At 57.8% G+C, this 11409-nt stretch carries 10 protein-coding genes and 1 pseudogene; 3 read left to right on the plus strand and 8 right to left on the minus strand.

Going from position 1 to position 11409, the window contains the following annotated elements; genetic code table 11:
* Window positions 1-179: 179 nt before the first annotated feature.
* Together VL202_RS23810 and VL202_RS23815 are read right to left on the minus strand one after the other, a co-directional pair.
* Window positions 180-923 (minus strand): annotated as a pseudogene (locus tag VL202_RS23810) (IS6 family transposase).
* A 226-nt stretch (window positions 924-1149) separates the two neighbouring features.
* Window positions 1150-2298 (minus strand): RHE_PE00001 family protein, encoded by a 1149-nt coding sequence (locus VL202_RS23815; protein ID WP_325466560.1) that lies wholly within the window; start codon window positions 2296-2298, stop codon window positions 1150-1152.
* A gap of 197 nt (window positions 2299-2495) precedes the next feature.
* On the opposite strand from VL202_RS23815, the gene VL202_RS23820 reads away from it, so the two are divergent.
* Window positions 2496-3653, plus strand: a complete 1158-nt coding sequence (locus tag VL202_RS23820) for a site-specific integrase (RefSeq protein ID WP_325466534.1) — start codon at window positions 2496-2498, stop codon at window positions 3651-3653.
* Between the two features lie 1054 nt (window positions 3654-4707).
* On the opposite strand, the gene VL202_RS23825 is transcribed toward VL202_RS23820, so the two are convergent.
* The 6 genes from VL202_RS23825 to repA form a co-directional block, all read right to left on the minus strand.
* Complete coding sequence (locus VL202_RS23825) at window positions 4708-5208, minus strand: NUDIX hydrolase (RefSeq protein ID WP_325466535.1); 501 nt, start codon at window positions 5206-5208, stop codon at window positions 4708-4710.
* A 330-nt stretch (window positions 5209-5538) separates the two neighbouring features.
* Window positions 5539-5883 (minus strand): hypothetical protein, encoded by a 345-nt coding sequence (locus VL202_RS23830; protein ID WP_325466536.1) that lies wholly within the window; start codon window positions 5881-5883, stop codon window positions 5539-5541.
* Window positions 5884-5936: 53 nt separating this feature from the next.
* Window positions 5937-6062: a hypothetical protein gene (locus tag VL202_RS23835; protein WP_325466537.1), complete on the minus strand. Its 126-nt coding sequence runs from the start codon at window positions 6060-6062 to the stop codon at window positions 5937-5939.
* Window positions 6063-6684: 622 nt separating this feature from the next.
* The gene (gene repC / locus VL202_RS23840; RefSeq protein WP_325466538.1) at window positions 6685-7947 is read right to left on the minus strand and encodes a plasmid replication protein RepC; all 1263 of its coding nucleotides are present in this window, start codon (window positions 7945-7947) and stop codon (window positions 6685-6687) included.
* Window positions 7948-8183: 236 nt separating this feature from the next.
* Complete coding sequence (gene repB, locus VL202_RS23845; RefSeq protein WP_325466539.1) at window positions 8184-9230, minus strand: plasmid partitioning protein RepB; 1047 nt, start codon at window positions 9228-9230, stop codon at window positions 8184-8186.
* Window positions 9230-10441, minus strand: a complete 1212-nt coding sequence (repA, locus tag VL202_RS23850) for a plasmid partitioning protein RepA (RefSeq protein WP_325466540.1) — start codon at window positions 10439-10441, stop codon at window positions 9230-9232. Before repA ends, repB begins: the two co-directional genes overlap by 1 nt.
* Before the next feature lie 470 nt (window positions 10442-10911).
* Between repA and VL202_RS23855 the strand changes: the two genes are divergently transcribed.
* Entirely contained in the window at window positions 10912-11178 is a 267-nt protein-coding gene (locus tag VL202_RS23855) for a WGR domain-containing protein (RefSeq protein ID WP_325466541.1), read from the plus strand.
* Window positions 11148-11396 (plus strand): hypothetical protein, encoded by a 249-nt coding sequence (locus VL202_RS23860; protein WP_325466542.1) that lies wholly within the window; start codon window positions 11148-11150, stop codon window positions 11394-11396. Before VL202_RS23855 ends, VL202_RS23860 begins: the two co-directional genes overlap by 31 nt.
* Window positions 11397-11409 lie beyond the last annotated feature (13 nt).

The following is an 11409-nucleotide window of genomic DNA, read 5'->3' on the forward strand; positions in this document are numbered from 1 at the left end:
TGATAAGTGGTCATTCAAGCCGACCGGAAGTCCATGATGTAAAGCATGGGTCATCCGCGACGTCTGCTTCCAGGCAGGAGGGAAAACTTGCCCGTATGGCGGACATAAGGCGTGAAGACGGAACGGGCCTGTCGCAAACATTATCGGAGCGCGCGATTATGCCCTGAGCATCTTCATTTTCATGCTTTGTTAAGCTTTTGCAGTCCGAAGAGGCGCGCAAGCAAATCGTTCTGGTCGTTGACAGTCCAGCCGCCGGGTAAGCCAAAGCCTTTCCTCAACCACAGCATCGCCTCGAAACCTGCGATGGTTCGCCGCGCCGTGTTGAAGGATTGGAAGCCACCGATCTTTGGCATGTTCTTCTTTACCCGGAAATCTATGCCTTGCTGGAGGTACTTGGTGACATAGTGGACGGAATCGGAATGTAGAAGCCCGTCTTCAACCGACGTTTTGATCGTTGAAGGGAAGGTGTTGGCCCCGTCCGTCCCGATCCTGTTCGGCGACAACAAGGGTTCATCTTTGAGCATCTTGCGGAAGAACCGCTTGGCGGCGTCGAGATCGCGCTTAGCTGTCAGCAGGAAATCCACTGGATTGCCATGCTTGTCGATGGCTCGGTAAAGATAGCGCCATTTGCCGCGAATTTTGACGTAGGTCTCATCGATCCGAACCGAGCCGCAGTGGGGTCACCGAAACTGCCGCAGCCGTTTCTCGATTATCGGCGCATAAGCCAATACCCAGCGGTTGACCGTGCTATGATCGACCTCAAAGCCCCGCTCGCGAAACATCTCTTCCAAGTCACGATAGCTGAGCGGGTAGCGCAAGTACCAGGCAACCGCCTGTACAATCAGCCATGCCTCGAAATGCCTGCCTTTGAAATCATCCTTCGACGGGCGCTTCAGCTTCTCGGCAATGGTATTCAAAATCATGGCTCGCCTCCGCAACTTTCGAAGCGGCAAATTCTATGCCTATGGTCAACATACGGTTAAGCTCGAAAATTTGCGACAGGCCCATGACGCGACTTTGGGACGTCTTATCAAGCAATGCATAGATGAAACCGAAAGCATTGAGCTTACAGTGAGCCTTTCTTCGATTGTCGCGAAAGCCCGCCTTGCTCGCCGGCGGCGGCGATGAGGCTTTTCTAAAATATGCGAGTTATAGTAATCCCCACGCCCGAAACCTCCCCCTCCCCGTCATCTCTCTGAGGCCGAGCTCCAAAACGATCCGCCGCGCCGCCTGCGGCGTCACCCCGAGGGTTTTTGCCACCATCCCGGCTGACACCAACGGTTTTGCCATCACCAGCTCAACCAGCTCCGGCAATTTTGACGACGTCCGCCGTCCTTCCAGTTTTCGGTCCATCATCGCTTTCGCCAGTGTCAGCCGGTCATGCTCTTTCATGCCGATCTCGGCGGCCGCCAAAAACCCTTGGGCGATGGCCAATAGCCGAGTTTCCCGGTCGCGATGCCGGCGTCGATCGACGGGAATGGTTTTCAGGCCAAGGTTGATAGCGGCGAGATGCGCACCGGTGGTAACGCCGCTCTGACGCAAGATCGACGCGGCCAACAACCGGCCAAGCCAGGGCCCATGCTGAAGCACGGAAAGCTCGTTCCAGGCATCGAGGGCGATGATGGCCTGCAGCAACGCTGGCAAGTTTTCCGCCTGGCGCACCACGCCGCGCCATTCGTCGAGCCGCGCGTCTTCGTCCCAGTCGAGGTCATAGACCAGGGGATCCTTTTCCGCAGTAAGCCTGCCTGCGACGGCGCCAGGGCGCTTTGCGTTCTCGATCGCCGCCTCCGATCGGGCCAGCACGGCATCAATGGCCGCATAGTCGACGCCGGGAAGATTTTCGATGTCGTCGACATCTTCCCCCTCCCCTTCCGCGTCGATCGCCACCGCCGGCCGAACAACTCCGGCCGTCGTCGCCTCGTCACCGCCGCCCGACCCGATCTTCGAGGTTTTCCGCAGCGAGCTGATGCCGTCGGCGGACAGCGCCCAGCCGGGAGGTTGGGCTGCGATGCGCCGGCGGGTGCGCAACACGTCGCGGGCGATTGTCAGTTCGTGGGTGGGTGTGCGAATATCCCGCGTGGCGTCGTGGAGGACGAGGTCTTCGAGATGGACGAGTTCGCCGTCGATCCACAAGGAGGCGCAGGCATCGGTGAAGTGGGCGCGCTCAATCCAGCCCTGCCCGACCGGCGAACGTGCAATGCGCTCGTCCAAACGCGCGAGAGCGATGCCGGCGTCGAAAGCCGGCCGCATCAAGGCACTCATGCTGATTTTCGCGATATCGTAAGCCATTGATTTTATGGTAAACGATTTGTTAAACGAACTCTATAGTTCTTTTAGAGTTCGCCAGTGGGTATGCTCGTGGGTTGATGCACTAACCACCGATAAGGATCGCTTATCGGAAGTTATTGATTTCCAACAGCAAATCAGCGAAATTGGACAAACGGACGGCCATAGAAGCCGGTTCCGAAGCGAATTTTACTCTCGATGGAGCCCAAGTGAACCGCCCTGCCCCAAGCAAAGCTGTGTCGTCCAGCATCGAGCGGCGCGCCGGCGAACTCGACACGATCGCCGCCGTACTGCCCATCGACCGCCGAGACAAGCTCGCCGAACTGCTGACTGATCAGGATGTCGAAACGCTACGCCATCTGGTCAACGAGGGCATGGGCGACAACAGCCTGCGGGCACTCGCCTCCGACCTTGCCTATCTCGAAGCATGGGCGACCGCAGCGACGGGTTCGCCCCTTCCCTGGCCGGCGCCGGAGGCCTTTCTTCTGAAGTTTGTCGCCCACCATCTGTGGGACCCGAACCGGCGGCAAACCGATCCCGATCACGGCATGCCGCCGCAGGTCGAACTGGACCTGCGGCTGGCCGGGTATCATGTCGCGAAACCGCATGCGCCAGCCACAGTCCAGCGACGGCTGGCCAGTTGGTCGACGCTGACGAAATGGCGGGGGCTCGACGGCCTGTTTACCTCCCCTGCCGTCAAATCCGCGATTCGCCTGGCCGTTCGTGCCACACCACGCAAGCGACGTCGCAAGAGCGCCGGGGCGGTTACCGGCGATGTGCTGGCAAAAATGCTAGCCACCTGCGCAAGCCCAGCGCTTCGCGATCTGCGCGACCGGGCGATCCTGATGCTGGGTTTCGCATCCGGCGGCCGCCGGCGCAGCGAAATAGCCGGACTGCGGAAGGAGCAGTTAACTGTCGAACAGCCGGTTCCTGTCGAGGAAGGACCCTCCCTGCCCTCGTTGTCAATCCATCTTGGCCGCACCAAGACCAGCAGCATGGATGAGGATGAAATCGTCTACCTGACGGGCCGCCCCGTCGATGCGCTCAATGCCTGGCTTGCTGCGGCAAAAATCGACAGTGGAAGCGTCTTTCGTGGAATCGATCGCTGGGGCAACGTTTCCCGCCGGGCACTCGATCCGAAGGCGATCAACGACATCGTCAAGCTGCGCGCCCGGATGGCGGGGCTGGATCCCAGCGAATTTTCCGCGCATGGTTTGCGATCCGGCTATCTGACGGAAGCCGCAAACCGGGGTGTTCCTCTCCCCGAGGCCATGGAACAATCCCGGCATCGGTCCGTGCAGCAGGCTTCCAGCTACTACAACAACGCGACACGGCGTAGCGGCAAGGCTGCGCGGTTGTTATCCTGACGGTATCGGGCACGACAATGGCGCCGGCACATATAGCAGACAGCCTCTGGAAACCGCTGCCTATCCAGCAGCGAGAGATTTTTCGGATCCCCTTTGCGCTTCCTCAAACGAAATCACTGTCGACGAGCGTGATCTCCTGTCAGGGGAAAAACGTCTACGCGGGCAGCCTCTCACCACACGGCCCGACGATGCGGGGTCGACGTGTCGAGCTTCGACACACCGTGATCGACAACGGAAGTCGTCGGTTTGGCGACTTTGTCGGGCTTTAGCGGTTCTTCTCAACGGCGCATTACATCGTGCATCGGCCTGCCCGACTTGCGCAACGAAGTGCGGTGATACGTTTCCATTGTTATCCCATCCCCCCCCGCCCGGATATAGGTAATGCGTGCGCTCGGCCGGGTAACCTCGGCTGTGCTCGTCACAGGCGTGGGAGCGAGGGAGAATTTTCGGATTGACGATGATCGGAGAACCATGTTCCGCCACCTCGATCGAATGCGCAGGCATCATGATGAGATGCCGAGGGTTAGAAAGCTCACAACATGATTTTTTGAGGTCTGTTTTGTTTCGGCAAAAGTAACAGCTGTTACCATCGCGTTCACGCAACGGAGCACACTCCCGTTGAGTATCGGCTATCCGCATGCGATCGATACGTCTGGGCGGCGCTGCAGCGCCCCGCCCTCGCGAAAGAACCGCGCCATATGGGTGGCAACGATAGCGCAGCGCTTCAAGAATGACGAGTAAAGTCGCTGTAATCCTTTAAATACGCTGCATAATTTTATCCTCAAATCGATTCCGGCTTAAGGAATTATGCAGTAGGCACGCGGCCATCAACGGATTATCTCGCGCCCCGGCGCCACATGGGATGAATGAATATCGTTGGGGAGCGAGGACCAGAATGACGGGCCGACTCACATTTGCGTCGCCATAACCTCCGGCGCGCCATCCCGGAACCCGCTCATGTTGCCGGAGAGGGAATGCTGTATCTCCCAACGCAGAGCCATCGGTATTCCGACAGAGACTGATCCGGCGAAGTCCAGGCACCACCAATTCCCCGCTATCGCGGTGTAAATTCAATGATCAGCGATTTCAGCTCCACTTCCCGAACACGCCGCGCCGCTTCATCCGGGCTCACCCAAGCCAATCGCCGCTGGCCCTGCTCCTTGAACTTGTCGACAGTTTCGCGAACCTCGATCTGGAAGACGTCGACGATGCAGGGAACAACGGCGCCGGTCTCCAGCGTTTTCAGATAGGTGTAGCTGCCGATCGCCTTCTTCCTCACGGGACCACGAACACCGGCTTCCTGACCAGCCTCGATCGCGGCGGCCTCATAAAGCGCCTTGTTCTTCATCGGCCAGCCTTTTGGAATAACCCAACGGCCGCTTTCGCGCGACGTCACCACCAGCACTTCGATTTCACCGGGCTTCGGTGTGAAGCGGAAGCACAGCGCCGCGACCTGCTGCCGGAAGGATCCGGAAAACAGTTTTTCCGGGGACGCCGCCAATTGCTGCAGCAATGTCTTGGGTCGGCCACCCTTCTCCTTCTTGGTGTCCCCCAACGCGATATACTCACCGTCCCAACGAGCAAGACGCAGAGAAAGCCGCGTGCATGTCTAATAGGAACTTCAAAACTGTCAATATATCGCACATGTCCTTGCTCACCCCGAAGAATCGACCGGCTGTTCAACCGGTCGAGAGTACTCGTTCTCACATAACCGTATTAGCGACCCCGGTCCATGCCCATCAGTTCCAACGATGTTCACCGATACCCCGAGACATGTGGAGATTAAAATGCGTCCGGGTTTTGCACGAAGCGTAACCGACCAGACTTTTGATCAGATCGCTGGTCACTCCCAGTGCTGCTGAAACAACAGGTGCATTTAAACGACCTATGTGCGGCCGGATTGCCAGGCATCCGTGATTTTTTGTGTCCGCTCCGCCCGCTCTTCGGCCGTACTTAACGAGACGCCGGCAATATTCGGGATCTCCTGCCGCACCTCGTCCAGAACCGCATATGTCGTGGCATCAACCGCATCGGCCGGTTCGGCTGGCGTCTCAGATAGCAATTGCCCGTAGCGACGCTGAACTTCCGCCATCGGGATATGGCCGGCAATCCAGTCTTCCACCCAGCCGAGAAACCGCGGGTCCTTCTCGACCGGCAAGCCCTGGGCTTCCATGGTGGCGACCGATCGGCGCCACAAGATTCGGCGTTTATCCGCGTTCCAGTCCGTCATTCGCCATCTCCGTCTTTCGGCTTCTTCCGCCAACTTTCTCTCGACATTCACAATCACACCGTCTTCAAGTCCTCTGCAGCCCGGTCGGCCTCCCTCGCCTCCAACGCAACAATCATCGACTCATCGCAGTTGCCGCGCGACGATCGGGCCTGGCTTTTTGAGTGCGTCTTCTCGCTCATGTTCATGTCTCCTTCTGCCTGCCAATTTTGGCGGAAGAAGGGGTTATCCGGCATTCAATTATTTTAAGCCCGTCTGGCCCGAAAACTGGCGGCGGGGTGGTGAGCCACGCCGCGGAATTTCATCGTCATAGCGATGAATTCAAGCCTGTTCGCGGGCCCTTTGAGAGTAACAGCTGTTACCTGCTCGCAACGACCGACAATTGACGTCGTGATCTGACGACCTCGGACGAGATCCGCCTCCACTTGTGTGGGACACACCAATAAGCTCGGAATAGGTTCCCGAGCTCGGCGTTCGCATGGCGTAGGTCCATCACCAACTCCCCGACGAACAGCCGACCGGTCGGACTACGACATTCTCACAACCACTGCCTGCCAGCCGCCACGTCATTGCTTGTGACGCGATTTCAAATCCTCGGCATTGACGGTAAAGCCCAACGTAGAACGGCCCGATGCCCGAGCAGATGTACCTCGGGTCGGAGCGGACCTGTCCACAACCACTCTTTCAAACCGCCGCATCAAGAGCGGCCCGGACGGGCGATGGTCCAGGTCGTAAAGCCGGTTGGGGGGGCAAACCCACCGCAAACGGATGACAGTCCATGAAGAGGTAGCAACAGTTTTTTCGCTACGAGCTTTGATATCGGCTTTCAGCAAGGCCAAACAGGCTGCGTTCAAGGTTCAGTTGACCTTCAACCGCTCGATCGATCATCGCTCGGAAATAACCGCCGGGCTTGGAAATCTGGTCGGGATCCCTGATCGATTTTTCCACAACAGTCGCCAGGATCGCGGCGGCCGCGTAGATGCCGACACGCTTTTGCCCATCCGCCCACCCGGCCTCGGATAGTCCGATCATACGGCGCAGGGTTTCGCCGGAACGTCCAAGCGTAGACCAGGTGTCGAACTGAACCGCAATCATGGCCTGTGTCTCGGGGCAGGCGGCCTGGAGCAGACCGACGGACACGGCGCCAAGAACTTCGCCTTGGATAACGGTCACATCCCGAACATCCTGCCCAACCCGACCTTGTCTAGCACCCTCAGTTTCGGCAGGCTTTTTGTCAAAAGCCTCTTCGACCGCATTGCGGTCGTTGGTGTTGCTGTGCTCCCGCTCTGTTGAGCGGGTCCGCTTTTTCCTACTTTCAATTGAAGATTCTTGGGTTGTATTTATATATGGACTGACATGCATGTCACCCTCGGATGACATATCAAGCGGCACTTGCTCAGCTGGGGCCTGGGACACTACCTGCTGATGCAGCTCCCGGACGGCCTCTGCTCGGATGACGTTTGCCTGGCTGCTGGCCAGAATAGCCGCCAACTTGTCCCTTGCGCCATCAGTTTCTGCTGAAAATGCAATGCACATATCTTCGATCATCCGCGACAAGCGGGTAATGTCGCGTCTGGCGGCGAGTTCTGCCTTCAATCGCGACTGATACTGCTCGACCGCCTGCTTCAACTCGTCCAATCGCACACGTGCCGGCGTGAAATCAATTCCGAACCCGGCGATCACCTCCCCGCTGTCATTGCGATAAACGAAACGACGGCCGGTGGAACTGTCCCGATAAGCCGCGATCCCGGCTTCCACAAGACGGCGGATGCAGCGGATCACCGTGCGCTCCGAGCGCATCGTATATTCCGCAAGCTTCGCATTCGAGATCGCCACCACCGGACGGCTCGCGCCCTTCCAGTCATCGGCCCTCGATAGACCGAGAAGGATATCCATGACATGATAGGTCGTGCCGTCGATGCCGAGAACCGGCGCCGCCTTTTTCAGGAGAAGCGCCATTTCCGACTTGGTCGTGTCCGGTATGTCGTTCGCCATCGCCAGGCGCGCACTGGCGACAATTCCGGGGGTGACGCGTCTGAAGGACGCCACAGAGGCTTCTTGGGTCATAGCTATCCCGCTGCGAATCCGTAGAAACGCAGTTCCAATCGTTCGATTTCGCGGGAGCCGCCGGATGCGGGGCATAAAAAATCCGTCCCCGTTCGTTACAGAGACTTGATTAACACCCTCGTCCGTCTTAGAATCAGTTCGTTACAGCTGATGTTGACGGTTCACATGTGGTCCGTTGGCTCGTGGTTTAAGGGTCTACCGATTGCAGTTGGTAGGCCCTTTTCCGTTTCTGGCGATCATGTCATCGCAGAACCCTTTCCCTGTTTTTGCTGAAACTCCTCGACAAGCTCGGGCAGCCGTTGCAGCAGCCAGTCCGAAAGGCCGGGAAGGCGATTGTCGGGAATTGAAATCCGGGTGGAACTGTCCGCCCGCTTGGCAACAATGATGATACCGTGTGCAACCGAGACCTCGACCAGATCCGGCTTGCGTCTTGACGTCTGGTCGAAAGCGTCGAGCACCAGACTGAAGCGCTGGTCGCTATCACTTTCCAACCAGGCGGCGGAGGCAGTCAGGTCCTTGAGCGTTTCCGACTGGCGGGCGCTCAGTTTCCGGTCATGGATCAGGGCGCCCAACTTTTCCCATTTCGGGCGGCCGATGGAGGAGGCGGGACCGATCTGACGGATCAGCACATCGGGGATCAGCGATACCGTATTCGTCAGGATCGAGATATAGGCGAGGCGCTGCCCCTCCTTGCGGCCGAGCGCATCGGAGATCGTCTCCCGGGAATAGCCGCGCTCCTTCAGCTTCAGGGCAAAAAGTGCCTGCTCGATGAAGGACAGGTTGAGGCGCTCCGAGTTTTCGATGCCTTGCGAAATGACAAGCTCTTCGTCGCTAAGGTCGCGGACAATCGCCTTGACCGGACGCTTGAGGATCTGGCAGGCGCGCAGGCGTCGATGCCCGTAGGCTGCCTGATAGTGGCCTGGCTTGCCGGGTAGCGGACGCACCAGGATCGGCAGCTTCTGCCCCGCTTCCCGGATACCTTCGACGAAAGCCTGGAACCCATTATCGCCTTCAATGTCCAGACGGTCATTCACGAAGGAGGGGATGATCCGCTCCGGATCGAGTTCGATGATCGATTCTGACGACAGCAACTGATCATGCAGCCGTTTGTTCTCGTCCTCGATCGAGACGAAGGCGCGGTCCATCGACTTGACCGCCGCCGAACCAACACGCTTTTTCTCCGCCTCGGAAGGGGAGGGGGCTGCCTGCCTGTTGAGTGCTTCCGGATCGACATTGCCGAACAGGCTCTTCATCCGCAGGTTTCGTTCTTTCGGATTGACCATCACCGGCCCCACACGTCCTTGATGTGAAGAAAGATTTCACGGTTGACAGAATCGACGGATTCAAGAGCCCGGCTCAGCGTATCACGCCCGACACTTCCCCTCGAAAGTTCATAGAGACTCTTCTTCTCGAGACCCGCGCTGGCGATAGCCGTCGTCTCGACGACAGCCGGTGCCAGCACATCTTCCTTGAAGAGGGAGCGCAGCAAGGTGACGACATTCACCTGCGGGCTGTCATTCGGATTGTGCCGGGTGATGACGTAGCGGATGAAATCATGGCTGAGCGTGCCGCCACGCTCTTCGATCACGCCCATCAGATCGCTCATCATCGCGAGAAACTGGTTCATGCTCGCCACGTCGATCATAGCGGGATGAATGGTGATCAAAAGACCGGTCGCCGCACAGAGCGCACCAAGGGTAAGATAACCAAGCTGCGGCGGAGCATCGATCAGCACGATATCGTAATCCGCTTCGACCTCGCTGATGACAGCCGAAAGCCGGCGGAAGAAAATCTTGTCGCCGCGACCGTAGCCGTCCGCGATCGCCTGTGGCGTCTCGTGCTCGTACTCCATCAGTTCCAGGTTCGCCGGGATGAGATCGATCCCTTCGAAATAGGTTTTGCGGATCACCTCCTGAACGGGCCGGCGGCGATCGTCGTAGCGGATGGCCGCATAAACGGTCTCGTTTTCATCAACGTCGAATTCAGGCTGATAGCCGAACATCGAAGACAGTGAAGCCTGCGGGTCGAGGTCGATGGCGAGCACGCGCAGGCCCTGGATCGCGAGATAATGCGCCAAGTGCAGCGTCGTCGTCGTCTTGGCAGATCCGCCCTTGAAATTGGCGACGGTGATGACCTGCAGTTTTTCGCCTTCCCGACGGCGCGGGAAGAAATCGAGTGCCTCGGCGGGACGCTTCTGGGCTAGATGCTCGCGAATCTGGTTGATCTGCACCAGCGTGTAAATGCGTCGGCCGTTATCCTGCCGCTCCGGAATGGCGCTCTCGCCATCCAGCGACATTTGCCGCAAGGTCGATTCCGCGATACCGAGCATCGCTGCGACTTCGCGCGACGTAAAGGTCTTCAGGGATTTTGCGTCCTGCGGCTCGTAGAGCCGCTCGCGGATCGACTGGAGTTGCGCGGACAGCAATTGCGACTGCCGACTGATCTTCGTTGCCGAAGATTCCACAGGTTCGATATGCTGCTTGCTGGCTTTCATTTTTCCTCACGACGGTTTTTTCGTGATCGTCAGTGATTTTCCGTCGAGGGACCATTGCCCGATTCCCGTCTTTCGTCAAACGGTCTCGGCAGGCGACTTTTTGCGCGGCGGGTAACCGTTCATCCCGAAGAATCAGTATTTTTTCAATTTTACTATTATAATCAATTATTTATAGAGAACTCCAGTCGCTTGGAATCCTTCATCGCAAGTGCTGAAATCCCACAGAAATCTGCCACGGCATATGGCTGCGGCGCTTTCGTCTTGAAGGGAACCGTCGATCCAATCCGATTCGCAACCACATACCGACAGCATCGATGCGATTCGCGTCCACATCGTTCGATACGCCGACATATAAGGACAGAGAATTACAGATCGATCGTGACACTTCCATCACGAACATGAATCGATGCGGCCTGATCGATTCATAAGTCTCGTTGGACGCCTGCAGCGGAATTTCCGATTCTGTCGGCATGATCAAGCAGCCTTATCACCTCTATATCGAACGAACCGACGCCTCTAAAAACATGGCGCGCTACTATGTCCTGGAGATTTCCGCGACCCTCTTTGGAGAGGTCTGTCTCACCCGCTCCTGGGGCCGGATCGGCAAACGCGGGCAGAGCAAGATCCATCATTTCTCACGCGAAAAGGAAGCGGTAGACCTCTTCCTCGGCCTCATGCGCAGCAAGCGCGCACGCGGTTATCGTCCATGCCCGACACCCCTCCCGGCAAGTTCCTGAATAAAGAAACCGAAACGATGCATTTTTCGGGAAAAGCACGCGATAAGCTGAAAAAAAATTGGCAAAACAGGCCGAAAATCGACGCCTTTCGCCTTTTCGGTCCCGTTCCGACCTCCCCCGACGCCCATGGCGCGTGTGCGAAAAAGGGTCGCTGGAAAGGGGCGATTAACCTTTATTTTCTATTGAAGAGGGGTGTGCCCAATGCCCGTGAATTTTGAGTGAGCAGGTAAC

Origin of the sequence: Pararhizobium sp. (assembly GCF_035497515.1) — a bacterium.
Lineage (GTDB): Bacteria > Pseudomonadota > Alphaproteobacteria > Rhizobiales > Rhizobiaceae > Pararhizobium.

What these genes read in the sequence shown, in the direction of transcription:
- VL202_RS23860 (WP_325466542.1), top strand. Translation starts at nt 11,148, where the DNA reads ATGCCCGACACCCCTCCCGGCAAGTTCCTGAATAAAGAAACCGAAACG.
- VL202_RS23855 (WP_325466541.1), top strand. Translation starts at nt 10,912, where the DNA reads ATGATCAAGCAGCCTTATCACCTCTATATCGAACGAACCGACGCCTCT.
- VL202_RS23835 (WP_325466537.1), bottom strand. Translation starts at nt 6,062, where the DNA reads ATGAGCGAGAAGACGCACTCAAAAAGCCAGGCCCGATCGTCGCGCGGC.
- VL202_RS23830 (WP_325466536.1), bottom strand. Translation starts at nt 5,883, where the DNA reads ATGACGGACTGGAACGCGGATAAACGCCGAATCTTGTGGCGCCGATCG.
- repC (WP_325466538.1), bottom strand. Translation starts at nt 7,947, where the DNA reads ATGACCCAAGAAGCCTCTGTGGCGTCCTTCAGACGCGTCACCCCCGGA.
- repA (WP_325466540.1), bottom strand. Translation starts at nt 10,441, where the DNA reads ATGAAAGCCAGCAAGCAGCATATCGAACCTGTGGAATCTTCGGCAACG.
- repB (WP_325466539.1), bottom strand. Translation starts at nt 9,230, where the DNA reads ATGGTCAATCCGAAAGAACGAAACCTGCGGATGAAGAGCCTGTTCGGC.